The sequence below is a fragment of the Pseudomonas sp. LAMO17WK12:I1 genome, assembly GCF_900177315.1.
Classification (GTDB): Bacteria; Pseudomonadota; Gammaproteobacteria; order Pseudomonadales; family Pseudomonadaceae; genus Aquipseudomonas; species Aquipseudomonas marginalis.
Genome location: NZ_FWZV01000002.1, coordinates 170,574 through 197,485 on the forward strand (window position 1 = coordinate 170,574; position 26,912 = coordinate 197,485).

General features: G+C 60.4%; 21 protein-coding genes and 3 pseudogenes. 21 read left to right on the top strand and 3 right to left on the bottom strand.

The genetic code is table 11. The features are described from left to right. Positions 1 to 235 precede the first annotated feature (235 nt). Together B9N88_RS03425 and B9N88_RS03430 are read left to right on the top strand one after the other, a co-directional pair. A pseudogene (locus B9N88_RS03425) lies at positions 236 to 579 on the top strand (glycine betaine ABC transporter substrate-binding protein); the annotation flags it as partial. Positions 580 to 721: 142 nt separating this feature from the next. Then, positions 722 to 1,786 carry a GlxA family transcriptional regulator gene (locus B9N88_RS03430; RefSeq protein WP_027603310.1) on the top strand — a complete coding sequence of 355 codons (1,065 nt, stop codon included), beginning with the start codon at positions 722 to 724 and terminating at the stop codon, positions 1,784 to 1,786. Between the two features lie 362 nt (positions 1,787 to 2,148). Here B9N88_RS03430 and B9N88_RS03435 read toward each other — a convergent pair. Both B9N88_RS03435 and B9N88_RS03440 read right to left on the bottom strand, forming a co-directional pair. Next, a pseudogene (locus tag B9N88_RS03435) lies at positions 2,149 to 2,980 on the bottom strand (cytosine permease); the annotation flags it as partial. Between the two features lie 547 nt (positions 2,981 to 3,527). Beyond that, the gene (locus B9N88_RS03440) at positions 3,528 to 4,685 is read right to left on the bottom strand and encodes an alpha/beta hydrolase family protein (protein ID WP_027603312.1); all 1,158 of its coding nucleotides are present in this window, start codon (positions 4,683 to 4,685) and stop codon (positions 3,528 to 3,530) included. Between the two features lie 1,204 nt (positions 4,686 to 5,889). On the opposite strand from B9N88_RS03440, the pseudogene B9N88_RS33150 reads away from it, so the two are divergent. Next, a pseudogene (locus B9N88_RS33150) lies at positions 5,890 to 6,189 on the top strand (HAMP domain-containing protein); the annotation flags it as partial. Positions 6,190 to 6,243: 54 nt separating this feature from the next. Next, positions 6,244 to 7,044 (top strand): methyl-accepting chemotaxis protein, encoded by an 801-nt coding sequence (locus tag B9N88_RS33155; RefSeq protein WP_371263344.1) that lies wholly within the window; start codon positions 6,244 to 6,246, stop codon positions 7,042 to 7,044. Positions 7,045 to 7,069: 25 nt separating this feature from the next. Here the strand turns inward: B9N88_RS33155 and B9N88_RS03450 are convergent, their stop codons facing one another. After that, positions 7,070 to 7,981, bottom strand: a complete 912-nt coding sequence (locus tag B9N88_RS03450; protein ID WP_027603314.1) for a LysR family transcriptional regulator — start codon at positions 7,979 to 7,981, stop codon at positions 7,070 to 7,072. A gap of 324 nt (positions 7,982 to 8,305) precedes the next feature. Between B9N88_RS03450 and B9N88_RS03455 the strand changes: the two genes are divergently transcribed. From B9N88_RS03455 to B9N88_RS03535, 17 genes are all read left to right on the top strand, one after another. Beyond that, on the top strand, positions 8,306 to 9,244 hold the full coding sequence (locus B9N88_RS03455; protein ID WP_027603315.1) for a VOC family protein: 939 nt from the start codon (positions 8,306 to 8,308) through the stop codon (positions 9,242 to 9,244). A 15-nt stretch (positions 9,245 to 9,259) separates the two neighbouring features. Next, entirely contained in the window at positions 9,260 to 9,622 is a 363-nt protein-coding gene (locus B9N88_RS03460) for a Rieske (2Fe-2S) protein (protein WP_027603316.1), read from the top strand. A gap of 178 nt (positions 9,623 to 9,800) precedes the next feature. Further along, on the top strand, positions 9,801 to 10,478 hold the full coding sequence (locus tag B9N88_RS03465; protein WP_027603317.1) for an FAD-dependent monooxygenase: 678 nt from the start codon (positions 9,801 to 9,803) through the stop codon (positions 10,476 to 10,478). Between the two features lie 128 nt (positions 10,479 to 10,606). Beyond that, a complete protein-coding gene (locus B9N88_RS03470; RefSeq protein WP_027603318.1) occupies positions 10,607 to 12,286 on the top strand; it encodes a DUF1302 domain-containing protein in 1,680 nt (559 codons plus the stop codon). Between the two features lie 12 nt (positions 12,287 to 12,298). Further along, on the top strand, positions 12,299 to 13,663 hold the full coding sequence (locus tag B9N88_RS03475) for a DUF1329 domain-containing protein (protein ID WP_027603319.1): 1,365 nt from the start codon (positions 12,299 to 12,301) through the stop codon (positions 13,661 to 13,663). A gap of 69 nt (positions 13,664 to 13,732) precedes the next feature. After that, complete coding sequence (locus B9N88_RS03480; RefSeq protein WP_027603320.1) at positions 13,733 to 14,836, top strand: YCF48-related protein; 1,104 nt, start codon at positions 13,733 to 13,735, stop codon at positions 14,834 to 14,836. A gap of 4 nt (positions 14,837 to 14,840) precedes the next feature. After that, the gene (locus B9N88_RS03485) at positions 14,841 to 17,372 is read left to right on the top strand and encodes an efflux RND transporter permease subunit (RefSeq protein ID WP_027603321.1); all 2,532 of its coding nucleotides are present in this window, start codon (positions 14,841 to 14,843) and stop codon (positions 17,370 to 17,372) included. Between the two features lie 126 nt (positions 17,373 to 17,498). Then, positions 17,499 to 18,698, top strand: a complete 1,200-nt coding sequence (locus B9N88_RS03490) for an MFS transporter (protein WP_027603322.1) — start codon at positions 17,499 to 17,501, stop codon at positions 18,696 to 18,698. A gap of 43 nt (positions 18,699 to 18,741) precedes the next feature. Then, positions 18,742 to 19,779, top strand: a complete 1,038-nt coding sequence (locus B9N88_RS03495) for an aromatic ring-hydroxylating dioxygenase subunit alpha (protein WP_027603323.1) — start codon at positions 18,742 to 18,744, stop codon at positions 19,777 to 19,779. Next, positions 19,779 to 20,732 carry a PDR/VanB family oxidoreductase gene (locus tag B9N88_RS03500; protein WP_027603324.1) on the top strand — a complete coding sequence of 318 codons (954 nt, stop codon included), beginning with the start codon at positions 19,779 to 19,781 and terminating at the stop codon, positions 20,730 to 20,732. Before B9N88_RS03495 ends, B9N88_RS03500 begins: the two co-directional genes overlap by 1 nt. A 63-nt stretch (positions 20,733 to 20,795) precedes the next feature. Further along, entirely contained in the window at positions 20,796 to 21,368 is a 573-nt protein-coding gene (locus B9N88_RS03505; RefSeq protein WP_027603325.1) for a cupin domain-containing protein, read from the top strand. Continuing rightward, entirely contained in the window at positions 21,365 to 22,357 is a 993-nt protein-coding gene (locus tag B9N88_RS03510) for a fumarylacetoacetate hydrolase family protein (protein WP_027603326.1), read from the top strand. Before B9N88_RS03505 ends, B9N88_RS03510 begins: the two co-directional genes overlap by 4 nt. Then, positions 22,348 to 23,355: an NAD-dependent epimerase/dehydratase family protein gene (locus B9N88_RS03515; RefSeq protein WP_027603327.1), complete on the top strand. Its 1,008-nt coding sequence runs from the start codon at positions 22,348 to 22,350 to the stop codon at positions 23,353 to 23,355. The genes B9N88_RS03510 and B9N88_RS03515 overlap by 10 nt, the downstream gene beginning before the upstream one ends. Continuing rightward, a complete protein-coding gene (locus tag B9N88_RS03520; protein WP_027603328.1) occupies positions 23,342 to 24,127 on the top strand; it encodes a cyclase family protein in 786 nt (261 codons plus the stop codon). Before B9N88_RS03515 ends, B9N88_RS03520 begins: the two co-directional genes overlap by 14 nt. After that, positions 24,124 to 24,855, top strand: a complete 732-nt coding sequence (locus tag B9N88_RS03525; protein WP_027603329.1) for a FadR/GntR family transcriptional regulator — start codon at positions 24,124 to 24,126, stop codon at positions 24,853 to 24,855. Before B9N88_RS03520 ends, B9N88_RS03525 begins: the two co-directional genes overlap by 4 nt. Then, positions 24,852 to 25,802 (top strand): LysR family transcriptional regulator, encoded by a 951-nt coding sequence (locus tag B9N88_RS03530; RefSeq protein WP_235865574.1) that lies wholly within the window; start codon positions 24,852 to 24,854, stop codon positions 25,800 to 25,802. Before B9N88_RS03525 ends, B9N88_RS03530 begins: the two co-directional genes overlap by 4 nt. A gap of 99 nt (positions 25,803 to 25,901) precedes the next feature. Then, positions 25,902 to 26,912, top strand: coding sequence for an ornithine cyclodeaminase family protein (locus B9N88_RS03535; protein ID WP_027603331.1), 1,011 nt, complete (start codon positions 25,902 to 25,904; stop codon positions 26,910 to 26,912).

Consider the following 26,912-nt stretch of genomic DNA (forward strand, 5'->3'; position numbering starts at 1 on the left):
CATAACAAAAAGTTATCGTGGCATGATATTTAATGCCTGATTGTTTTTAGGTCTTCTTGCTCTAATGAAGAAAAATACCTCTCTACTGCCTTGATAATAACTATGAAGACAAAGTGCGGAGATACAGGATGATGAGGTTTACCCGTAGCACCCTTTCCGGTTGGCTTGCAGGTTCGGTGTTAGCCTACTGCAGCCTGGGTGTTCAGGCTGAGGAGTTAGCGCCCATCCGTATCGATTGGACCGGAACCTGAAGCGTGACAAGTGGTCTTTGATCAACGCGTGGAGCCCACACTGGATGTTTTAAGTGGTCGTTGCGCTACTTGGATGATCCCAGGCATATATTGGGTGGTGCAGAGCAAATCCATGTAATTGCTCGTAAGGGGTTTGGCGACGAGTATCCTGAAGTGGCGCAATTTTTCAACAAGTTCAAAATCCCCCAATCTGATCTGGGAAATGTTGATGGCGAGTGCACGTGAAAACTCAGCAGGCAAAGCCGTTGCAGAATACTACGCAGCGAATAAAAAACGCTTTGATGTCATGTTTAGCAGTGAAGTAGCACCCGCGACGGTCCCGCAGTAATGGCTGTTGTTTTACTGTATTTATCTTAGGTTCGGAGCCCTTGCGCAGTATTAAGGGCGCTGACTGCATATGCATACACAGGTCATCCGGACTCCTCGACGCATTGAAAGGCGCTGAGGTGCCTGGCGAGGGGTAAAATGCGATGAAAGATTTAGAGGGGGTTGCTCCCCAAACCGTTGGATTTCTTTTGTTGGATAATTTCACTTTAATTTCGATGGCGTCAGCATTGGCACCACTGCGCATCGCAAATCAACTCTCTGGCAAAAAATTATATCGATGGTTAACCCTCAGCAGAGACGGTGTCTCTGTAAGTGCCAGTGGAGGTTTGCAAGTTGCCCCCGATACCAGAATGGGAGATGCTTCCGACCTCAGTATCGTTATTGTATGTGGCGGAGTGGATATTAAAAACCATGTTAGCAAGGAGCATGTGCGCTGGTTGCAATATCAGGCTCAACAAGGATGCACATTGGGGGCTGTATGTAATGGTACTTGGGCCTTGGCCAAGGCGGGATTGTTGAATGGCCATAAGTGCAGTGTTCATTGGGAACGGCTGGAGGCGATGCGCAAGGAGTTTCCTGAATCTGCAATCACCGCGCGCCTTTTTTCTGTCGATGAAAAACACTCGACCTCGTCGGGTGGTCTTGCACCATTGGACATGATGCTGCACATGATAAGAATCAAGCACGGGCGTGATCTTGCAGTGGCAATCTCGGAAGAACTCGTACACGAACGTATGCGAAGTGGTCATGAGTATTACCGGGTACCGCTCAAGCATACGGCAGGAGCGAATCAGCCGAAGCTGCAAGCGGCTATTATATTGATGGAGCAAAATTTATCCGTGCCTCTTGAACTTAGCGAATTACCTTTAAGGTTAGGTATTTCACGACGTCAGTTAGAACGGCTGTTTAACAAGTATTTAGATTGTCCTCCCTCGCGCTATTACCTCAGGCTGCGCTTGTTGAGGGCGCATCAGTTGTTAAAAACAACGTTAATGCCAATGATAGAGATAGGTTATTTGTGCGGCTTTGTGTCAATTTCGCAATTTGCGCAAAGCTATCTTGGGTGTTTTGGGGTCACGCTCCATGATGAGCGCGCTTCGGCGTCTACTATTGCTCAGGAGCGGGCTTTGAATGCTGGGAAATACAAGTCTGGTTTGGCGCTAAGCATCGCTAGAAACGAGATTACCTTTGCCAGTATGAAAGTTTAGAAAATATTAGACTATTATGTTAGATGCTCGGACATCAAGGAGGAAGAGAGTGCAAAATTAGAGAAAGAGGCTAGACCAATCCCCAAATGAACGAAGCCTGAACCTTGCGCTTGGCCACCCTCACACCGCAAAAAACTCGATGAGTGAATGAATAAGTTACTACAGGAGTTTGGCCGTTTGGACGCAACTAGGGGGCACGGGCCACAACAAACAAAGAGGGATTCGTGGTGGCGATGGCCAATTATTAATTGGCAGAGAAAGGGTATGTTGAGCTATTCATAAAATGCGTTGCCCATTACGTCCCCCGCGATAGTGGGCGCAATATCGTTCCTTTGGCAAATCTGGTACATGTTGCTACTTCGTCAGTAGACACCATGCACCAACTTGCCAGAGTTCATCCTGCGCTTGTATGCGGGGTCTTGGCTTGCCTGGCAGAAATACAACAGCGGCGTCACCACCAATCCTACGACCCATGACAAATCCGTACCGTTGATGTGTTCCGAAATCAGCCGCCACGTAGAGCGGCGTGTTCATAAAGGGAATCTGCACTGCGATCCCGCAGCATAGGCGAGCAGCGCATGCGGGTTGTATTTTCCGTAAATGCCGCCATCCACTCGAAAAATTGAGGCAATGTCGTGTTTGCCGTTGTGTATCGCATAGAAGTCGATCAGGTTAATTGCTGTACAGGGTACGAGCACTACGAGTAACACTAGCACCATGTCCACGAAGTGGCCGATAAACTCCTTCGACGCAAACACCGCTGCAATTGCACATGCCGCCAATACCCGGATCGAGATCAATGCACGGCTTTTGGCGGTCAGAATCCAGCAATACGCAAAGGTCTGCACAAGGGGGATGATCGAGAGCACCGCGCTGTATAGGTTGAGGGCGTTGGGGCTGATCACGCTCAAGAACAGCACCACCATAAGTGGCGCCGATGATGCCGGCGGCAAGTTTGACGGCGTCCATGGTGTCCATGCCCACCGGAGTTGCGAGCACAGCGACTGCGCCGAAGCTGAAAGCCAGGCTGCAGCCCAAGTAGGTGGTTCAGAAGGTGGACACTACAGGCACATCGGCCGGCAAGTAGCGGGAGTAGTCTGAGACGTAAGGTGCGAATGCGATTTGCCATAAAGCCGCCAGGGACACCGTCGCCAGCCAGCCGGAGATGTTGAAGCTGCCGCGCTTCATAAAGTCGTTATGGGCACCCTAAGAAGGTTAAGTAAGTGTCATTCAGGTCAGGCACCCTTCGGAGCTGTTCGTTAAGTATGGCTTTGACCAAACGTGTCAGCCTGTGCAACAAATTGCTGCCCATGGCAAATCCGAACACCCATATCCATGCGAAGTGGTGGAGGAAGAAGCAGCGAAAATCGGAGGTCCAAAGTGGTTTCATGCGAAAGCTACGACTGGTGAAGCAAATGCTCCGATAAGATGAAGCATTTGTTTTGAAGCGCGGCAGACTGCGTTTTCGCGCAGTCTGTATTGAGTGGTGTTTTTTGCTGCAGCTCATGACGTTTAGATGCACTTGCTAGACGCTTGAGTATTTTCTCAGTGGATCATTGAAATTGGGCAGGTGAACGGGTTGTACACCTGCGAAGCCTTGGCTGGGTCTGACCGACTATTCAAGCACGGTGGGGGCCCCGCCCAATGCGGTGGGCAGGCCTTGATGTCTATCGCCCGATTGCGCAGTCGCACCTCAAAGCTAAAACCCTTGCTGCATGCCGGAACACCGATCTCTTATCTATCATGCGGTACGACCGCCGAGTACCTCAGCCACCCAGTCGGCAATGTATTGACCGGCATTGATACTGTTGTCGAAGCTCGAATGCTGCACGCCGCCCTCACGTTCGGTGAAGATTTTCAGTTCGCGTTTTGGGCTATTGACCAACTGTTCGTACGTGCGGTGGGCCCACTTCAATGGAATCTGCGAATCTTTTTCACCGTGGGTGACCAGGAAGGGGACCTTGATGCGGTCGAGGATGCCGTCCAGATGAACATTCTCGGCGATGGCCATGAACTCGTCGGTGTCCTTGGCACCCCATACCCAAGACACGTGCGACCAGTAATGAGGTACCGGAAAACTGCCTTCCTTTTCCATGCGACGCTTCTGCACATCACGCCAGTCATGGTTGGCACCCCACACGACGCCGCAGGCGAAGCGCGGCTCGAAGGCTACCGCGCGCGGGCAGTAGTAGCCGCCAAGCGACACACCCTCCAGGCCAATGCGTTTGGCGTCGACATCGTCGCGGGTTTCCAGCCAGTCCACCACGCGGCTGGCCCAATGTTCGCTGTCGAAGCGCGCGGTCAGGTTGTGCAGGCGCAATGCTTCGCCGGTGCCGGGTTGGTCGATGATCAATGACGACACGCCACGCTTGGCCAGCCAGGCGGGCAGGCCGACGCGGTATTTCATTTCTTTGGTGGAATCCAGACCATTGACCTGCACCAGGATTGGCGCTGGGCCGCTGACACCTTCGGCACGGACCAGCAGACCGGAAAGGTATTTGCCTTCGTAAGGGATTTCAACGCGCTCGCAATTTTCCCGTGCCAGTTCGATACCGCGTTGGAAGGTGTTTAGAAAACGCTGGTACAGCTCCGTGCGGCCAGGTGCACCGTGGGCCTGCAGGCGTTCGCAGCTCAGATAATAGGTCGCGGCGCGGTTGTATTTTTCACCGGCAGACAACAGTCGACCCTTGCCTTCGTCTTCTTCCGCCAGGCCGCACAGTTTGTCGGCCATGTTCGCCCAGGTTTCACGGAAGGCCTTGCTGCCGGCGGCATCCGGCTGTTGGGCGGCTTCTTGCAGCGGCGCGCACATTTCTTCGATTTCGCCAATGCGAGCGCCCATTTCAATGGCCAGGTCGACGGAAAGATTCCACACGTAGTTGGTCGGAAAGTAGCGAAACATGATTGTTATTGTCCTTGTGCAAGCAAAGGCAGGCGGCCAAAACCGGGGCCGGGAACGCCAAACCTGACGGTTCGAAGCAGGCTAAGGGGAGACCCATTGTTTGGCCAATCGCGAGTCAGGATGGGAGGTATTGCGAACGCAGATGGAGTGTAAGGGCGCCTCTGGCCTAAGGGTCTTCTGCTCTACGTTCAAGCCGCAAATCCGGATACCTATCATCGTACTTTGCGATTGTTCATAACGCAGGATGCGATTGGTGCCGTTGAGGTACGACTCACTAGAGTTGACGCTGCACCGCGCCGTTGGTTGGAGTCCGGGCGCGCACAACAACAAGAACAAGGTATCGACAGATGAGTGAGTCCAAAACCGGCGCAGCGATCAGGTGCGCCAACGGCAGGCTGTTTTTCCATGACCGTGCGAGGAGTTGGACATGCTCGTATTGAATCGCGTGCTCGGAAATCTGTCGGTAGGGGGCAAGCTATTGTTGGGTTTTGGCCTGGTGCTGCTGGTAACCCTGGGGGTCGCGCTCACGGCTTTTCGTTCCCTGGGTGTGATGCAGCAGCGCGCAGAGCAATCGCGTCAGGAATCATCGATCCAGGCACTGATCCTGCGTGCGCGTATCGACGAGAAAGCATTCGCCCTGGATCTGGCCTCGCAGCGCTTGGAGCAGGTACGCGAGACGCTCGGAAAACTGAACCAGCAACTCGATGATCAGCCGACCAACAGCGCAACGCACACCACCGTTCGCACAGCCGTCAGCGCTTACCTGGAGCAGTTCCTCGACTATGCCGACTCGTTGCGTCGGGCTCGCGAAGCGCGACTGCGCATGCAGGCACTGGCGCAGACGGCCGGCGACAGTTTTACCCTGCTGTTTCTCGATCAACTGGATGCGCTCAACACCCGGTTGGGGCAGGGGATCCCGCCGGACAGCAATCAGATGGTGTTGCTTGAGCAGACGGCCGCGTTGCGTGACAAGCTCGCCAAGTTGCGCGACAGCGAATTGTACTACTCGCTCGATGGCGAGGAGCGTTACCGCAGCGACTGGGAAATGAGCATGAGTGACCTGCTGGCCGCCATGCAGGCGCTCGATCTTGGCGAGCAGCAAGGCGAGTCGCTGCAGGAGGCGAGCACTGCCCTGGGGGACTACCGTAAGGCCTTCCGTGAGTTCGTCGACAGCCGTGGGCAAAGTGCGCAAAGCAGCGCGGCGATGAACGCGCAGACCGAGCAGGTCAGCAAGCTGTTGGCCCAGGCCGATGAGCAGCAAAGGCAGGCGGTCCTGGACGATAATCGCGATGCTGATCGCCAATTGAGTTTGATCACTGTTCTGGCACTCGCTTTGGGCATTGGCGCCAGCCTGCTGATCCGTCAGTTGATTGTGCAACCGTTGCGCCAGGCTGTGCAGTTAGTCCAGCGCGTGGCGGCGGGGGACCTGAGTGATCCGCCGCCAGACAGTGGTCGTCGTGATGAATTGGGTCAACTGTTGGGCACCGTGGGCAACATGCTGGGCAGCCTGCGGGCATTGGTCGGGCGCATCGACCGTGGTGTCGGCTCGCTTAACGGCATGGCCGGCAGCTTGGCCGAGGTGACCTTGAGCAACAGCCGTGGTGTCGAGCATCAACGCCAGGAAACCGAGTTGGCCGCCACCGCCATGCAACAGATGGCCGCCACGGCGCAGGAGGTCGCGCGCAACGCGGGTGAAGCCAGCGAAGCGGTGGCACATGCCGACCAACAAGCGCGGGAAGGTGATGAGCTGGTGCGCCAGGCGAGTGGCAAGATTGACCATTTGGCTGTGGAAATGATGGGTTGCGCTGAAGCCATGCGGTCGCTATTGGTGGAGAGCGCGGCGATTGGTGGTGTGCTCGATGTCATCAAGGCGGTGGCCGAGCAGACCAACCTGCTGGCGCTCAACGCCGCCATCGAGGCCGCGCGGGCGGGTGAGCATGGTCGTGGCTTCGCTGTGGTCGCCGATGAGGTGCGTGGCCTGGCACGACGCACACAGCGTTCGACCACGGAAATCGAAGGGTTGATCGTTCGTCTGAGCAGTGTTGCCCAACAAGCCGCCGAGCGCTTGCAAGGCAGCCATGTGCTGAGCGATGAAACGGTGGTGCTTGCCGCGCAAGCCTCCCAGGCACTGGCGCGGATTACCCGGGCGGTGTCCCGCATCGAGCAAATGAACCAGCAGATTGCCGCGGCGGCCGAGCAGCAGAGTGTGGTGGCCGAGCAAGTCAGCCAGAGCATGACGCGGGTGCGCGAAGTGGCCGAAGGCAGTGCCAGGGAAAGTCTACAACTGCAAGTCTCAACGGCCGGCTTGCAACAGGTTGGCGGCGAGCTCAAGGCGGCTGTCGGGCACTTTCGTACCTGACCTCGCCTGCGAGTAATGGCCGCTATTACTGCTCCAGCTCGTTGATGATCTGACTGATTTTTGCCCGGAGCCAGCGGTGCATCGGATCCCCCTCCATGGTCCGGTGCCAGAGCATGAACTCACGCATTACCGGGATTTTCACCGGAGGCTGCAAGATGCGCAGCGGGAGGTAGTTGGCGTAGAGCCTGGCCATGCGCTGGAGCATGGTGGCGACGCGTTGGGTGCCGACGATCAACTGCGGCAAGGTGTTGAAGTCGTGGGTCACCACTTCCATGCGACGCGTGAAACCGTACTGGCTCATCAGCCATTCTTCGACGCCCAGTTGCCGGTTTCGGCCAAAAATCACCGAGACATGACCCATCTCGATGTACTGATCGAGGGTGATGCTGTCGGCCACTTGGGTGTTGCCGTCCCACACCACGCAAACGTGCTCCTCTTCGAATAGAAGCTGCGATGGGTGGCCTTCGATGAGGTAGTGCTCAGGCACGATCATCATGTCAGCCTCTCCGCGCATCAACATCTCGGTGGACGTGTCGCCGGGGCCCAGCAGTTCGAAGGTAATGTGCGGGGCTTCCAGGTAGATCTTCTGGATAACCCGTGCGAACAGGACGCTAATCAGATAGTCCGAAGTGACCAAGCGAAAATGGCGCTTGCTGGTGGCGGGGTCGAACACCGGCTTGGCGGTGATCGAGGACTGGATCGTCAGCAGCACCTGGCGCACCGGCGCCGCCAGTTCGCGGGCATAAGGCGTGGGCTGCATCTTGCGTCCGACCTGCGCCAGTAGCTCATCTTCGAAGTAGAGGCGCAGCCTGCCCAGTACGCCGCTGGTGGCGGATTGGGTCATGTGCAGGCGTTCGGCGGCGCGGGTGATGTTCTGCTCTTCCAGTAACACATCCAGCGCCACCAGGAGATTGAGATCCAGGTGGTTAAAGCGCATGGCGGTCTCGATTCTTGTATTTATTTTGTAAATACCTTCCGGTCTTCCTATCGCGGCGTCAAGCCCCGCGAGTGGGTGAATCGAACGATGCCTGTTCGATTTTCCATGTCACTTGCGCTGGGCAGCCAGGTATCGCATTTGCCGATAGGTCGCATCCCGACAAGCGATTAGTCAGTGAGTTTTTGCCCCTTCAGTATCGGCCCACAGTCGGTTGGCTAACGTTTCATCGACTTCAACACCCGCCTCGGCAGCGCTGCGCCTGGCACGGTTCCCGTAAGCGGGGTGCTGGCCTGCGCTGAATAATTACAATGGAGTGGCAACTCAATGAACATCATTGGCCTTGATGCCTTGATTTTTGGCGTCGACGACATTCAAGCCTGTACCCATTGCCTGCGTGACTACGGCCTGCTCCCTGTCGATGTCGACAGCGAGGGCGGTCGTTTTGAAGCCCTGGACGGCACGGCGGTGATTATCCGTCTTGCAGACGATGCCCGTCTGCCGGCGGCCATCGGGCCTGCCCCGTCGATTCGTGAAACCGTCTATGGCGTGGCCAGCGTGGCTGACCTCGAGGCCATCGCCGATGAGTTGGGGCGCGACCGCCCAGTGACCCGCGGTACCGATGGCTCCGTGCACAGCGTGGACGACATGGGCTTTGCCATTGGTTTTCAGATCAGCGTGCGGCGTGCGTACAGTGCGCCAGCCGATCTGACCAACTCACCGGGCCACGCTCCCCAGCGTCCGGTCAATCAGCCGGGCATAAGCCCGGATATGCAGGCCTTGCCGCGGACTCTGTCCCACGTGGTGTATTTCGTGCCGGATGCGGCCAAGGCCGAGGCTTTTTACAAGCGACTGGGCTTCATGACTACCGACACCCTTGTTGGCGCAGGCCCGTTCATGCGTCCGGCCGGTTCCGATGACCATCACTGCCTGTTCATGATCCAGACGCCGCCACACATGAAGGGTTGCGAGCACTTCACCTTTCACATGGGCAGCGGCACGGAAGTGCTGTTGGCCGGGCGTCGCTTCGAGCAGCAAGGTTGGACCAGCTTCTGGGGGCCGGGCCGTCACCTCTTTGGCTCGAATTGGTTCTGGTACTTCAACAGCCCGTTGGGTTGCCACATCGAATACGACGCCGACATGGACAAGCACGATGACGCCTGGCAAGCGCGCCAGGCGCCGTTGTCGGCGGATAACTCGCAATTGTTCCTGTTCACTTCCCGGGAAAAGTGGTTCCCGAGCGGCCCGCCGCCCAAGCAGGCCTGAGTGTGGAGGTCGTCCATGAGTCACGAGGCCCTGGTGCTCTGTCGCCTGGATGAACTGGTGGAAGGGCAGGCCCGCGGGTTCGATCCCCTGGGCGCGGGGAAGGACAGTGTGTTCGCCCTGCGCCATGACGGCGAGGTGCGGGTCTATCGCAACAGCTGTCCGCACCTGGAGGTGCGCCTGGAGTACCGTAAGGATCGTTTTCTCAGCGTCGATGGCCGCCAGATCGTCTGTTACGCCCATGGTGCGCGGTTCCTTCCGGACAGTGGCCTGTGCGTCTACGGGCCGTGCCTGGGAGAAAGCCTGAGCGCACTGCAATGGCATGCAGAGGCCGATTGGCTGGTGCTCGAAGCGGGTCAGTTGGAGGCGTATGCATCCTGATCAACGTATCGCAGTAGCTGATACATCGTATCCCTACATGCGATTAGTCAAACGCCTGCTTTGCCGAGAAAGTGAACGCAACGCGGTAGCGAATGCGTGCAAACACAGCCGGTGGTGAAGCCCGGGATCGCTTCGGTAGAACGCTAGCGTGAATAACAAGAATAAGAGTGAGACGAGCATGAACGCAGTGAAAAAGGTGCTTATCGTCGGTGGTGGTATCGGTGGTCTATGTGCCGCAATCGCTTTGCGTCGCCAGGACATCGAAGTCGATCTTGTCGAGCTCAAGACGCAGTGGACAGTCTACGGCGTTGGCATCATCCAGCAGAGTAATGTCGTCCGTGAGATGGCCAAGTTGGGTGTGTTGGATGCTTACCTGGACGCCGCCTACGCGTTCGAGGATGTGACCATCAATACCACCGCCGGTGAACAGCTGGCGCGAATCTCCGGTCAGCGCCTGGCCGGCTCGGAGTATCCAGCCAACGTCGGCATCTCGCGCCTGGCTCTGCATCAAGTCCTCAGCGAAACCGTTGCTGCCCTTGGTGTCTCGGTCCGCCTGGGCCTGAGCGTCGAGTCGCTTGAGCAGGTGGGCGAGGGCGTTGATGTGCTGTTCACCGATACCCGTCGCGGTCGTTACGACCTGGTCGTGGGCGCCGATGGCCTGTACTCAACAATGCGCGGTTTGCTGTTCGGTGAGCAGCAGCTCCAACGTTTTATGGCGCGCCGTTATGAGCGCTGCAAACTCATCAGCGACAGCTCGGTGCTGGCCGGTGACAAGGAAATGGCCCACGACAACAGCAGCTTCGACCGGATCGGCCTGGTCAGGCGGACGCTCGAGGTCACGGCAGAGCCTATCTAAGGCGCCGACAAAACCAAATTCGCTTTCCCACGGAAGTTTCATGCCTGTGCAGGCTTGGCCCGGTTCGACTGCGGGCGCCGTTTCACCAGAAGAGCTGGCATACAACAACAATAAAGAGGGTTACTTCGATGGCTACTCGCAAGTTCGCTGCGTCGCGGCGCGTCCCCTTCACCCTGACCCTTGCGGCCAGCCTGGGGCTTGGCGCTTCGGCTGCCCAGGCCTTTCAGATCGACACCGGCAATCCCGATCTCAGCTTGCGCTGGGACAACACGCTGAAGTACAGCGCGGCCTGGCGCCTGAAGGATCCCAGCAGCAAGCTCAGCGAGGGGCAGACGGCGCTGAACCAGAATGACGGCGATCACAATTTCGGCAAGGGGCTGATCTCCAATAGGCTGGATATTCTTTCCGAACTGGATATCGGTTTTCACAACTTTGGTGCCCGTCTGAGCGGTGCGGCCTGGTACGACACTGTCTACCAGGACCGCAACGACAACAACGACGCGGCCAGTGCCAACCAGCGTTCGGTGGGTTTCAACGAGTTCACCAGTGATACCCGTCAACTGCACGGCGGTGACGGTGAACTGTTGGATGCGTTCGTCTACTGGAACGGTGAGCTGGCCGACCGTACCTTGTCGGTTCGCGCCGGGCGCCACGGGCTGATCTGGGGCGAGAGCCTGTTCTTCGGCGGCAACGGCATTGCCGGAGCCATGGCGCCGGTGGACGTGGTCAAGGCGCAATCGGTGCCCAACACCCAATTCAAGGAAATCACCCGACCGGTCAACCAGCTCTCGACCGCCTACCAACTAACCGACGATGTGTCATTGGGCGCCTTCTACCAGTTGGAGTGGGAAGCCACCCGCTTGCCGGGCGCCGGTAGCTATTTCTCCACCAGCGATACCATCGGCGACGGCAATGAACGGCTGATCACCGGCGGGCCGTTCCCGGATTTCCTCGGCGGTAATGCCAACAGCCCGGCTGCGTTTTTCCATGGCAAGGACAAGAAAGCCAGGAGTTCCGGCCAGGGCGGCCTGCAGCTCAAGTACAACACCGGGACGACGGATTACGGCCTGTACGCACTCCAATATCACGAGAAAACCCCAACGCTGTACTTGAAGCCGAATGCCACCGGGCCGAACTTCAGTACCGGGCAAGTCGGCGAATATTCCTGGGTCTACCCGGAAGATATCCGGGTCCTGGGCGCCAGTTTCGCGACCTCCGTGAACGAGTACAGCTTTGCCGGCGAGGCATCGATGCGCTGGAACATGCCGCTGGTGTCCAACGCCCAGACCGTCCTGCCGGGCGCCGAGGCGGACAACAACGACGACGCCCTCTATGCCGTCGGCCGTACGGCCCACGTCAACCTCAACGTCCTGGCATCGCTGGGCCCTTCCTTCGTCGCCAATGAAGCCAGCCTGGTAGGGGAAATCGCCTGGAACCGCCTGCTCGCCGTAACCAGGAACCGCGCCGCCCTAGACCCTAACGCCACTGATGATGGCCTGGGCTTGAAGTTGGTTTACACGCCCACCTATCGCCAGTTCTTTCCGGGCGTGGATATCAGCGTGCCGCTGGGCATCAGCTATTTCCCCATGGGCAAGTCGGCTGTGATCAGCGGGTTCGGCCCCGACAGAGGCGGGGACATGAACATCGGCGTCTCCGCCACCTATTTGGACCAAGTGACGGTGGGGCTGACCTACACCCACTTTTACGGTCCCGAGGACACCAGCCTCAACGCCGCCAACCAGTTCAATTACAAGCAGTCGCTGAAGGATCGGGATTACCTGGCTTTCTCCGTCAAGACCACGTTCTAAGAGGATTTGCGCATGACCATTCAGTTCACTCTAAAGGCCTTGTGCTTAACCCTGCTGGCCGCTGCCGCGCCGATGGCCTTGGCCGCCAGCGCCGAACAAGCGGCCGCGCTGGGCAAGACCCTGACGCCCTTCGGTGCCGAGAAAGCCGGCAATGCCGACGGCAGTATTCCGGCCTGGGACGGTGGCTACACCAAGGTTGATCCAGGCTACGTCCCGGGCGGCAAACGCAGCGATCCATTTGCTGCGGACAAACCCTTGTACAGCATCACCGCCCAGAACCTGGCCAAGTACGCCGACAAACTCAGCGACGGCACCAAGGAGCTGTTCAAGCGTTTCCCGGACACCTATCGCATCGATGTCTATCCGACCCGGCGCACGGCGGCCGCGCCGCAGTGGGTCTATGACAACACGTTCAAGAATGCGACCCGCGCCAAACTGGTCGACAGCAGCGCCGGACTGATCCCCGACGGTGCCTATGGCGGGATCCCGTTCCCGATTCCACAGAACGGTACCGAAGCCATCTGGAACCATGTGCTGAACTGGCGGGGCACTTCGGTAGCGGGGCATTTTCGCCACTATCTGATGACGGCCGACGGCAACCAGGTGATGACGAGCGACGGCCTGTTGACCCAGGAAATGCCCTACTACTTCCAAGAGGGCGGCCCTGAAAACTACTCGGGTGACTACTGGCAGGTGCACTTTGTCAATTCCGGCCCGGCGATTCGTGCCGGCGAACAGATCCTGGGGCGTGAGAACATCAACGGCGACAAATCCCAGGCCCATGTCTATCTGGCCGGTCAGCGCCGCGTGCGCACGCTACCCAACGCCTGTTGCGATACACCGACGCCGTCCACCGCCGGGGTCATGTCCTTCGACGAACTGTTCGTATGGCAGGGCCGTACGGACCGGTTCGACTGGAAACTGGTGGGCAAGCAGGAAATGTACGTCCCCTACAACACCAACAAGTTGCAGAACGCTGCCCAGCCGCAGGACCTGATAGGCAAGCACCATCTGAATCCGGATTACGTGCGCTGGGAGTTGCACCGCGTCTGGGTGGTCGAGTCGACGTTGGCCGCCGGCAAGCGCCACCAGTTGCCCAAGGGCCGTTACTACCTCGACGAGGACACTTGGCAGGCTCTGCTCGGCGACCGTTGGGACGCCAGCGGTCAACTGGCCAAGACCCTCTGGTCGTTGCCTTCCGTATTGCCTGATCTGCCAGGCCTCGTGCAACTGTCTGCCGGTTTTTATGACCTGACCTCCGGCGCGTGGTTTATCCAGAACCTCTACGCCGGATTGCCGGAACAGTATCACGCGGTTGATCGCTACAAGGCCTCGGAGTTCTCGCCAGCGGCGATGGCTGGACGCGGCGTGCGTTAACTGAGCTGAGAGGCAAGGGCATGCCTGTCGGCGTGTCCTTGGGGTACGAGTGTTTGTCCGAGGTAGGTTATGAACAGAATCAGTCAGGCGAGCGCGTTGCTCTTGGCCCTGTATTTGCCCTTCGCCACGAGCGAGTGCCTGGCCGGGCCGGCTGTGGTGGGGGTGCCGCTCAATACCCCGGCCATGCGGGTACCGGCTGCGCAAAACGGCGTATTGATCGACCTGGCACGTGCCGGCACGCGTCTGGTGGCCGTGGGCGAGCGCGGCCTGGTGCTGCTCTCAGACGACAACGGGCAAAGCTGGCGTCAGGCCTCGGTGCCGGTTTCGGTGAGCCTGACGGCGGTGCATTTCGTGGATGCGCAAAAGGGTTGGGCCGTCGGCCACGCCGGTGTGGTGCTGGCGACGCTGGATGGTGGCGAGCACTGGACGCTGCAGCTCGACGGCGTGCGCGTGGCACAGCTGGAACTGGATGCCGCCAAGGCGAGCCAGGCCACGGCTACCGACCCGGATGCGGCCCTGGTACGGGTACAAAATGCCGAGCGTCTTGTCGCCGATGGTCCAGACAAACCGTTCCTGGCGCTGGAATTCGTCGATGCACGCCGCGGGTTGATCGTCGGTGCCTACGGTTTGGCGCTGCTGACCTCTGATGGTGGCGCCACCTGGCAGTCGCTGATGGGGCGTATCGCCAACCCGAACGGCTTGCACTTGTACGCCATCAGTCGCCAGGGCACACAATGGTTCCTGACTGGGGAGCAGGGCTACCTGGCGCGCTCGGACGACGACGCGGTGTCGTTCAGTCAGTTGGATAGCCCTTACGAAGGCAGCTTCTTCACCCTGCAAAGTCGTGCCGATGGCGCGTTGGTGGTCGCCGGTCTAAAGGGCAATGCCTTTGTTTCCCACGACGCTGGCGCAAGTTTCCAGCGTCTGTCGGTGCCCGTACCCATCTCCTTCAACGACGCCACACGTTTGGCCGACGGCCAACTGCTGCTGGTCAACCAGGGCGGCACGTTGTTTCGCAACAGCGAGCAGACCGGGGCGGCGCTACTGCCGCTGGGCAAACCCTTGGGCAAGCCTGTTTCAAGTGTGATCGAGGCCGCCGATGGCAGCCTGGTCGTTGCCGGTTTCACCGGGCTGCAGCGTCTTGCGCAGCCAGCCACTGCCGCTTCGGAGTGAGGTTATGAAGTCCCCTGGAAGTTTTCCCCAGTCCCCTGCAAATGCGGTCGATGACTTTGATCCGCGCTCCGGCTCGCTGCTCGAACGAGCATTGTTCAACCATCGCCTGTGGGTGTTGCTGCTGTGCCTGGCGACCACGCTGGTGCTGGGTTGGCAATCCAGTCGTGTCGAGCTCAATGCCAGCTTCGAAAAAATGATCCCCACCCATCAGCCCTATATCGCTAACTACCTTGAGCACCAGAAGGAGCTGAGCGGGCTGGGTAACGCGGTGCGCATCGCGGTGGTCAACAAGCAGGGCGACATCTACGACAGCGCCTACCTCAAGACCCTGCAGGCGTTGAACGACAAGATTTACCTGCTGCCCGGTGTCGACCGTGCGTACATGAAGTCGCTGTGGACGCCGGCTACGCGCTGGGTGGCGGTGACCGAGGCGGGCCTGGAGGGTGGGCCGGTGATTCCGGACAACTACGATGGCGGCGCAGCGAGCCTCGAGGCATTGCGGCGCAACGTGCAACTGTCCAACGAAATCGGCCAGTTGGTGGCGCTCGACCAGGCTTCGAGCATCATCCAGGTACCGCTGCTACAGCGCACGCCCGATGGTCAGCCATTGGACTACACCCGGCTGTCACAACAGCTGGAGTCGCTGCGCAGCCAATACCAGAGCGACAGCATCGACATCCGCATCACCGGTTTCGCCAAGAAAGTCGGTGACCTGATCGCTGGCCTGCGGCAGATCCTGATCTTCTTCGCCGTGGCGATCCTGATCACCACGGTCGTGCTCTATTGGTACACCCGCTGCATTCGCAGCACCTTGCTGGTGGTGTTCTGCTCATTGGTGGCGGTGGTCTGGCAGCTCGGCTTGCTGCCGCTGCTGAACTATCAACTGGATCCCTATTCGGTGCTGGTGCCGTTCCTGGTGTTTGCCATTGGCATGAGCCATGGGGCGCAGAAGATGAACGGCATCATGCAGGACATTGGGCGCGGTATGCACCGGGTGGTCGCCGCGCGCTTCACCTTCCGCCGTCTGTTCCTCGCCGGTCTCACCGCGCTGCTGTGTGATGCGGTGGGTTTCGCGGTGCTGATGATCATCAAGATCCAGGTGATCCAGGACCTGGCGATGATCGCCAGTATCGGCGTGGCCGTGCTGATCTTCACCAATTTGATCTTGCTCCCCATCTTGCTTTCCTATGTCGGGGTCAGCGGTCGCGCGGCGCGACTGAGCCTCAAAAGCGAGCACGCCGAACAAGCGGGCCAGCATCGCCACGGGTTCTGGCGTTTCCTCGACCTGTTCACCCAGCGCCGCTGGGCGGCGTTGTGCATCGCCCTGAGCCTGGCGCTGGCGACGCTCGGCTTCATCGTCAGTCTGCAATTGAAAGTCGGGGATCTGGATGCGGGCGCGCCCGAGCTGCGGGCCGACTCGCGCTACAACCAGGATGACGCGTTCCTGAACCGGCATTACGGCGCCAGCAGCGATCTGTTCGCCGTCATGATCAAGACCCCCGCCAGCGCCTGTTCGCGCTATGACATCCTGAACAAGGTCGATGCCCTCGACTGGCAGTTACGCACCTTGCCAGGAGTGGATTCGACCAATTCCCTGGCGCTGCTCAATCGCCGCATGTTGGTGGGTCTGAGCGAAGGCAGCCCGAAATGGTACGAGCTGCAGAACAACCAGGCGATGCTCAACATGGTCACCGCGGGGGCTCCGCGCGGTTTGTACAACGAGGACTGCAGCCTGCTGACGCTTTACGTCTACCTCTCCGACCACAAGGCGCAAACCCTGAGCCGCCTGGTGGACCACGTCGAGCAATTCGCCGAGGCGAACAATACCGACGACGTCCAGTTCCTCCTGGCCGCTGGCAATGCCGGGATCGAGGCAGCGACCAATATTGTGGTCAAGCAGGCCAACCGCGAAATGCTGTTCTGGGTCTACGGCGCGGTGATCCTGCTGTGCCTGATTACCTTCCGTTCCTGGCGTGCCACGATTTGCGCGGTGATTCCGCTGATGCTCACGTCGATCCTCTGTGAGGCGCTGATGGTCTGGCTGAACATCGGCGTCAAGGTCGCGACCCTGCCGGTGATCGCCCTCGGCGTGGGCATCGGCGTCGACTACGCGCTGTACGTGATGAGCATCCTGCTCGGTCATATGCGCCAGGGCACAAGCCTGTCTGAGTCGTATTACCGGGCACTGCTGTCCACCGGCAAGGTGGTGATGCTGACCGGGGTGACCCTGGCGATCGGCGTGGCCACTTGGATGTTTTCGCCGATCAAGTTCCAGGCTGACATGGGCGTGCTGCTGGCCTTCATGTTCGTCTGGAACATGGTCGGCGCGCTGGTGCTGTTGCCAGCCCTGGCTCACTTCCTTTTGCCGAGCAAGCGTGTGAGCACGGGGCCAGCCGAGGCTAAACCCAGCCATTCGACGAGCTTGCCGCTGATACCGGCCGTAGCCGAGGAGGGGGCTTGTGTGAAGCACTCACTGCGTCTGACGTCGAGACACGATCAAACGACAACAGCGGCCGCTAACATTGTCGCGTCATAACAACAAGAAAGGACTTTCCCATGCCTCGTATATCTCTGTTCCAGCAGTCCCTATGGCTTGACCTGATCGCCGGCCTGAGCGCCTTCGGCATGGCGTTCTGCGCGACCCAACCACCGGAGGTGCGTAATGAACGTTGAACGCCAGGCGCGGCTGCCGCAATCCTTGTTGCTGTTGCTCGGGAGTTGCCTGCCGGTACTCGGCGCGGTGCTGCTGGCCCCCATCCTGCCGCGCATGCAGGAGCACTTCGCCGACACGCCGGGTGTGGCCGTGCTGGTGCCCATTGCCCTGACGCTGCCGGCGTTGATGATTGCACTGTTGGCACCCGTGGCCGGGATCATCGCCGACCGGCTGGGGCGCAAGCCGCTGCTGATCGGTGCGATGGTGCTCTACACCGTCTGTGGCGTGCTGCCGCTGTGGCTGGAGTCGCTAGAGGTCATCGTCATCAGCCGCGCCGGCATCGGCGTGGCCGAGGCGGCGATCATGACCTGCTGCACCACGATGATGGGCGACTACTACAGCGGCGCGCGGCGTGAACGCATGTTCGCCCTGCAAATGGTCGCGACCTCGTTGTCGGCGGCGATTTTCATTGCCGTCGGTGGTGTGCTCGGCGAGCAGGGCTGGCGCATCCCGTTTGCCCTGTATGGGCTGGGCCTGGTGTTCCTTCCGCTGATGGCCTGGTTGCTGTGGGAGCCGCGTGCGCAGGTCGTCACCGCGACAACGGTGAACAGGGCATTCCCCTGGCGCGCCCTGGCACCGCTGTATGCCCTGGCATTCCTGGCGGGCTTGAGCCTGTTCATTGTGCCGGTCCAAGTGGGTTATCTGCTCAACCTGTTGCACGTCGAAGGGGCGCAGCAGATCGGCATGACCATGGGCGCGAGTCAGCTCGGCGTGCTGGTCGGCGCCCTGAGTTTCCGTCTGTTCAGTGGCGTACCAGCGTACCGGCAAATGCTCCTAGCCCTCGTTGCGGCCGGCATCGGGGGCGGGTTGCTGGCGGTGGCCGACAGTCATGGGCTGGTGGTAATCGCCGTGCTCATCAACGGCCTGGGTATCGGTCTGATGATGCCGACCCTGCTCACCTGGATCATGTCCCAGGTCGACTTCCAGCAGCGCGGCCGCGCTGCCGGTGGCTTTACGTCGATGTTTTTCGCCGGTGAGTTCGCCAGCCCGGTGGTGGTACTGGCGATCACGGGTGGGGCGATCAGCGCTTTGCCAGCCGCGCTGGGCATCGTCGCGGGCGTTCAACTGTTGGTGGCCGTGGCCTGCATTCGATTGCGGGGTAGCGGGTCTGCTTTTCCCACTGCGGTGGCCGCCGACCCTGAGCACTGACCATTCGACGGTTCATCAAAATAAGAAAAATGAGGAGAACATCATGAGTTATTTGCTCAACACCTGGTACATCGCTGGGTGGGCAGACGAGTTGGGGCAAGGTGGCATGCTTGGCAGAACCATCGTCGAGCAACCCATCGTGTTCTTTCGCAATAGCCAGGGTGTGATCCAGGCGCTCGCCGATCGGTGCCCGCACCGTTTTGCCCCGCTGCACATGGGCAAGATTGTCGGCGACAGCGTCCAGTGCCCGTACCACGGTCTGCGTTTCGATGGCCGTGGCCAATGCACGCACAATCCCCATGGCGATGGGAGTATCCCCAAGGCCGCCTGTGTTCGCGCGTTCGCGGTCGCTGAGCGCCATGGCGCGATCTGGGTCTGGCCTGGCGATTCGAGCCTGGCCAACGATGGGCTGATTCCTGATTTTTCCTTCCTCGACCAGGCGCCAACCCACGCCAAGGGGCATGGATATTTGCCTACGCGCGCGCACTACGAGCTGCTGTCCGACAACATCATGGACCTGAGCCACGTTGATTTCCTGCACCCCGATACGCTCGGTGGCGGGGCGTTGTCACGCACCCGCGCCACCATCGAGGAGCTGCCCAATGATCGCGTGCGCATCAGTTGGTGGGCGCCGGACGATGTACCGCCGCCGGTTTTCGGTGCTCACCTTGAAGATCCAAGCCGGGCTGACGTCTGGGCCGAAGTCATCTGGCACCCACCTGGCCTGATGCTGCTCGGCAGTGGCGCCACGGCTCCAGGGCGCCCCAGGGACGAGGGACCGGTGACATGGAACCTGCATCTGATGACCCCGCAGGACGCGAGCAATACCCATTATTTCTTTGCTAACACGCGCAGTTTCGAGCAGGACAATGCGCAGTTGAATGCCTTCGTCCAAGATATGTTGATCGGTATTTTTGCCGGTGAAGACAAACCCATGGTCGAGGCTCAGCAGCGTCAGATTGGCGAGTTCGAGCTGCTGGGCCTTAACCCTGTGTTGCTGGCAGTCGATGCCGGGGCCGTGCGTTGCCGACGTGTCCTGCGTCGATTGATCGCCGCTGAGCAGCCAGCGGGTACCCGGTGATGATCGATGTCGTTGTGACCCGCAAGCGCCTCGAAGCCGATGGCATATACAGCTTTGAACTGGCCACGGACGAGGGTTCCATGCTGCCTGCTTTCAGCGCCGGCTCGCATATCGACGTGCACCTGCCCAACGGCCTGGTGCGCCAGTACTCACTGTGCAATCAACCGGAAGAACGGCACCGCTACCGGCTGGGCGTGTTGCTCGACCCGGCGTCTCGCGGCGGTTCGCAGGCCATGCACGAGCAGGTGCACGAAGGCAGCCCACTGCGCATCAGCGAGCCACGCAACCTGTTCCCACTGGAACATGGGGCGGGGTACAGCGTGCTGTTCGCCGGGGGTATCGGTATCACGCCGATCCTCTGCATGGCCGAGCGTCTGTCGCGGATCGGCGCGCCTTTCGAGCTGCACTATTGCGGTCGCTCGGCCGGGCGCATGGCTTTTATCGAGTACATCCGCCATTCGACATTTGCCGATTGCGTGCAGGTTCATGTGGACGATGGCGAGGAGGCCCAGCGTCTCGACGCCGTTCGGGTTTTATCCGGGCCCGCCGCCGATCGTCACCTGTACGTCTGTGGCCCCAACGGTTTCATGGAGCACGTGCTTGGCGCGGCGCGCGCGCAGGGATGGGCCGAGGCGCAACTGCACCGTGAGTACTTTACCGCTGCCACCGCCTCGGCGGGTGAGGCGGGCGGGTTCGAGGTGCAACTGGCTAGCACCGGACAGTGTTTCCAAGTGCCGGCCGCGCTCAGCGTTGCCCAGGTGCTGTTGGAGGCCGGCATCGACATCCCTTTGTCCTGCGAGCAGGGCATCTGTGGCACCTGCATCACGCGCGTGCTGGACGGCGAGCCGGAGCATCGTGACATGTTCTTGACCGATGCCGAGCGGGCCCGCAACGACCAGTTCACGCCTTGCTGCTCCCGTGCGAGAAGCGCGCGGCTGGTGCTCGATCTTTAAGGTTTTCTCATGAATTCATCGTTACCCGCTGGCGCGTTTCGCCAACTGATTGAGGAGTCGAACATGCAACAACTTCCTGGTTTCAAACGCGTGGTCACCGGGCACGATGCCCAGGGCCAGGCGGTGGTCGCGCTCAGCGGACCGACGCCTAATAGCTTCCCGCTCAAGGCCGTGCCTGGCACGGTCTTCCATGAGATCTGGAGCAGTGGCGCCAGCCCGGCTGTGCTGGATAACGGCGACGACCCCACCCGCAAGCCGCTTCAATTGAGCCCGGCACCCCTGGGCAGCGTCATTCGCGTGGTGGATATCCCGCCCGACAGCATGCAGAACCAAATCAGCGCCGAGGATGCCGCGGCGGCCTTTGCCGAAATTGGCCAGGCCCATGCCGGCACGGGGCAGGCGGATTCCAAACACAAGCTGATGCACCGCACCGAAACGCTCGATTACGGCGTGGTCACGGAGGGCGAGGTGTGGCTGGTGCTCGATGGCGAGGAAGTGCATCTCAAGCGTGGTGACATCGTCGTGCAGCGCGGCACCAACCACGCCTGGAGCAATCGCACCGAGCAGATGGCCCGCATGCTCTTCGTGCTGCTCGATGGCCGTTTCGCCGCCGAGCTGCAAGGAGAACCGGCATGAAGCTCAGCACCCTGAAAGATCACAGCCGCGACGGTCGCCTGCTGGTAGTGTCGCGCGACTTGGCCTGGGCGGTGGAGGCCAGCGATATCGCCGCGACGCTGCAGGAGGCTATCGAGCATTGGCCGTGCGTCGAAACGGCTTTGCGCATGCGGTATGACGCCTTGAACGAAGGCACGCTGACCGGGGCCTTCGCCTTTGATCCGGAGCAAGCCGCCGCACCCTTGCCTCGTGCCTGGCAGTGGCTGGATGCGTCGTCCTTCCTCAGTCATGGCGAGCGCATGCAGAAGGCGTTCGCGCTGGACCCGATCGAAGGTGTTGAACACACGCCGCTGATGTATCAAGGCTGTGGCGATGACTTTCTGGGGGCCCACGACGACATCGTGCTGCCCAGTGAAAGCCACGGTATCGATTTTGAAGGTGAGTTCGCGGTGTTGGTCGATGAGGTCCCCATGGGCTGCTCGGCGCAAGAGGCCGCCGACCATATCCGGCTCATCGTGCAAGTCAACGATGTCAGCTTGCGTGCGCTCGCCCCTCGGGAAATGAAGACCGGCTTCGGTTTTATCCAGGCCAAATCCTCGTCAAGTTTTGCCCCGGTGGCGATCACCCCCGACGAGTTGGGCGAGGCCTGGCGCGACGGGCGTGTGCACTTGCCGCTGAGGGTCGAATGGAATGGCCAGTGGTTCGGTCATGCCCACGGTGGCGCCATGCATTTCGGCTTTCATCAATTGATCGCCCATGCGGCGCTGACCCGGCGACTCAGGGCCGGCTGCGTGATCGGTTCCGGCACCGTTTCCAATGCCGATCCCACGGTGGGCGCGGCCTGCATCGCCGAGCGTCGTGCCGTTGAGATGATTGAGCACGGCGCGCCACAGACGTCCTTCATGCGCTTTGGCGACCGCGTGCGCATGGAGGTCTTCGATCTGCAAGGGCAGTCGGTGTTCGGGGCGATAGACCAGTGCATCGTGCGCGGAGGCCTCCCATGCGCGTAATGATTACCGGGGCCAATGGTTTTGTCGGCCGGGCGTTGGTGAAACGATTGCTCCAAACCAATGAGTTGCGAGGCCGGTCGATCAGCGCGTTGATATTACTGGACAAGGAATTGGTGGGGTTTGCTGAGGATAAGCGCCTGCGCCGGCATTGCGGCAGTGTCACCGACGCCGCGTTATTGCGCCGGGCCTTGGCCGATGGCATCGATGTGGTCTTTCACTTGGTCAGCATCCCGGGTGGCGCGGCCGAGCAGCACTATTCACTGGGCTATCAGGTCAACCTGCTGGCAAGCCTGGAGTTGCTTGACCAGTTGCGCGAGCAGCCTGGTACGCCGGTGCTGGTGTATGCCAGCAGCGTGGCGGTGTACGGCGGCGACCTGCCGGCTCGCATGGATGAGCGTGCCGTGCCGCACCCGCAGTTGAGTTACGGTGCGCACAAGGCAATGGTGGAAATGGCGATCAATGACCTTGCCCGACGGGGCGAGGTGGACGGTCGTGCCGTGCGCCTGCCCGGCATCGTAGCCCGTCCACGTGAACCCAATGGGCTGCGCTCGGCGTTCATGAGCGATCTACTTTACGCCTTCGCTCAAGGTGAACCGTATTGCTGCCCGGTGTCGCCGCAGGCGCAGGTGTGGTGGATGTCCGTGCGGTGTTGCGTGGATAACCTGCTGCGGGCCGCCGAATTGCCGGTGGCCGAGCTCGGCGCGTCACGTGTCTGGCAACTGCCGCTGTTGCACCTGTCCATTGCCCAGGTCATCGATGCCCTGGCCGCAGCCTACGGCCAGGAACGCCGCGCGCTGATCAGCTTCGCGCCGGATGCCGGGCTGCAAGCGTTGTTCGGCAACTTCCCTGCAATGAAAACCCCTCTGGCCCGCGCCCTTGGCTTTCGCCATGACGGCTCTGCCGGCGCCTTGATACGAAACAGTTTGAACGCTGCTGCCCCGGCGCGTCGTATGCGTGGACGGGTGGCGCTTGGAGTGACTGATCATGCAAACAGCTAAACGCCGCCTGGTGGACCTGTCCGTCACCCTGGACAACAACCCCTACACCGATCCACCGCCGTTGCTGCCGAAAATCGACTACATGGACCATCAGCAAGGCTGGCCGGAGATGGCCGCGATGTTTCCCGGCCTGTCCAAGGCGCAACTGCCTGGCGACGAATCCTGGGCGGCCGAGCGCCTGCAGATCACCACGCACAGCGGTACGCACATGGACGCCCCTTGGCACTACGCCTCGACCACGGACGGTGGCAAGCCGGCGTTTGGCATCGACGAGTTGCCGCTGGACTGGTGCCTGCAACCCGGCGTCAAACTGGACTTTCGTCATTTGCCGGATGGCCATGTGGTCAGCGCTGCCCAAGTGCAAGCAGAGCTGGAGCGTATTGGCCATGTTCTACGGCCGCTGGACATTGTCCTGGTCAATACCCGTGCCGGCGCGCTGTTTGGCCAGCCTGGGTACCTGGACGCCGGGGTTGGCATCGGCCGTGAGGCCACGTTGTACTTGTTGGAACGCGGCGTGCGCGTGGTGGGCACCGATGCCTGGAGCTGGGACGCGCCGTTCAAGTACACACGCGAACGCTTCGCCGCCACAGGCGACGCCTCGATCATCTGGGAAGGGCACAAGGCCGGACGCGACATCGGTTACGGCCAGATGGAGAAGCTGGCCAACCTGGAATGCCTGCCGGCCCATGGTTTCCAGGTGTCCTGCTTCCCCTACAAGATCAGGCACGCTTCGGCCGGTTTCGTCCGCGCCGTAGCGATTTTCGAGGAATGAGCGTGCCGGCTGCCGGTGGGAAAAAGCGCGCTAGCCTGTCCCAGGGGCTTGAGGCGCTGCTGTCGGAGCACATTATCGAGGGACGGCTGCGTGGCGGTGAACAGTTGCCCACCGAGTCGGCCCTGATGCTGGAGCATGGCGTCAGCAGGACCGTGGTGCGCGAGGCCATGTCGCGTCTACAGGCCGGGGGAATGGTCGAGACACGCCACGGCATAGGGACCTTTGTATGCGGTAGCGCCCTGTCGTTGGGGGCCTTCATCGACCCGGAGACGATCGGTCTCATCACCGATTCGCTGGCGATCATGGAGTTTCGGATCGGTCTTGAGGTCGAAGCCGCCGGGCTCGCGGCCCAGCGACGCAACACGGATCAGTTGACGGGGTTGCGGGCACTTCTCGATCAGCTCGGGCAGCCGGATGTCAGCGTCAATGATCGGGCGGCGTTGGATTTTCAATTCCATTTGGGCATTGCCCAGGCGACCGGCAACCCCTACATCGCCAGCACACTGCTCAACCTGGGCGAGGTCATCATCCCCCGCAGCCGACTGGATTCTGCGCGTCTGTTTCACGATGAGCCTTTGCATTACGAACAGCGCATGCAAAGCGAGCACGAGCAGATTTACCAGGCGATCTTCCATCAGGACACTGAGTGTGCGCGTGCCGCGATGCGCCTGCATCTCCAGGACAGTCGCGAATACTTGCACCAGGCCCGCCAAGAGTTGATGACATGACGGAGAACCAGAGCTACCCGGTGCCGGACATGGCCACGCAGCCTACTGCCACGGCGCTCACCATCATCGATCCCCGCTGGACTTTGTTCGTCCGGGTCGTGGCGGCTGGCAGTCTCAGCAAAGCGGCCGTACTACTGGACATGCCGCAGTCCATGGTGAGTCGCAATATTGCCCTGCTCGAATCGCAATGTGGCGAACGCCTGTTCCATCGCAACGGACGTGGGGTGGTTCTGACCGAATTTGGCGAGCAGTTGCTGCCCTGTATATCGGATCTTCTGGCGAACGCTGAAAGCCTTGTCGATGACATTCGCAACCTGCGTGGAAAGCCGGTGGGGGAGGTAGTTGTGGGCATGTTGCCTTCCGCGGTGCGCCGGTTTGCGGGGACGCTCTTTTCTGCGGTGCGCGCGCAGATGCCCGGGGTGAGATTGCACCTGATCGAGGGCGCCAGTGCTCAACTCGAAGAGCAGTTGCACGATGGTCGTCTGGATATGGCGCTGGTGCTGCGCGAGAGCGAGGCGAGCGTCGGCCAAGCTCATCTGTTGGCCAGGCTACCGCTGCACCTGGTAGGACCCGTCGCCGATCCTCTGCTCGGAAATCGAGATATTGCGCTGGAAAATCTATCTGGGTTGCCATTGGTCGTGCCTGGGCGGCCGCATCTGCTGAGGGCCAGGCTCGATCATTTGGCTGCGGAGCAAGGCGTGGAACTGTGCGTGGCCGTGGAAGCCGACTCGGTCCAGCTCCAGTACGAAGTCGTCGCGGCAGGCGGAGGCTATGCGATTGCCTCGGTGTTGCCGGGCTCACTGGATCAACGACTTATTTCATCGCGCATTATAGAGCCCGTGTTGGAGCGCTTTGTCGTGCTGGTCGAATCGCCCCGGCGCCCCTTGACCCGTGCTTCCCGTGAAGTGCGACGGCTGATTTGCAATCTGTCCATGCCATCGATTTAAGCGATAGCTGCTTTGCATCCCCAGCAGTATTCGGTGGGGGGCGCGCCTCGTAGGGTGTCAGTCAACCAACGACTGATCCCCGATTGCGAGGTTTGCGCCATGCATCACGCCCAAGAACTCCAAGTCATTGCCCCGACGCTTTTTCTCAGTGACGCCGATGTGGCCTCGCTCGCCGACTGGAGCACCGCCGTCGCCGCGCTCGCCGAGGCGTATGCACGCCCTGCATCGGATGCCATGGTGCCGCCTCGCTCCATGGCCCGGGGCGATGGCATCTGGCTGCGCAGTTTGACTGCCGTACCTCCGGCTGGCGGCCATATGGGCTGCAAGTTGATCGCAGCCTCCATGCGGGCGCGCTGCGCCAGCTACCTGATTGCGTTGTTCGATCAGAAAACCATGGCGCTCAGTGCCCTGATCGACGGCAACCGGGTGACGGGTTTGCGCACCGCGGCAACCGCTGCGCTGGCAGTCGATTTACTGGCGCCCAAGCGCGCGCTGCGGGTGGGGGTGATTGGCTCGGGGTTTGAGGCCCGTGGCGCATTGGACTGCCTCAAGTCCGTGCGCGATGTGGCGCATGTCCGGGTATTCAGTCCAACGCCCGCTAGCCGCGAGCGTTTTGCCGAGAGCTTCAGGCCAGGGCTGGAGATCCAAGCGGTGAACAGCGCGCAAGAAGCTGTGCAGGATTGCGACGTGGTGATTTGTGCCGCCCGCAGTCGTGACGAATCTCCGGTCCTGCAAGGCGCCTGGCTTTGCCCGGGGGCCACGGTTGTGTCGTTGGGTTCCACCTTGCCTGAGCAACGGGAAGTTGACCCGGTCACGATGGAGCGAGCCGTCTGCATCGTCGCCGATATGCCGCAAGAGGTGCTTCACGATACCGGTGACGCCATTGCGGCGATCAGTGCCGGCGTTTATGTCGCCGACAAATTGGTCGCGCTGTCGGACCTCGTCGCGGGCCGTGTCATACCGCGCCAGCACGCAAGCGACATCGTTCTCTACAAGTCTGTTGGCTCGGCGCTGCAGGACGTCGTCATCGCCCAAGCGCTGTACGAGCGCGCCCGGCAAGAAGGCCTCGGCATCGAGTTGCCCGCCAGCATTGTCCCTGTCTCGAAATAA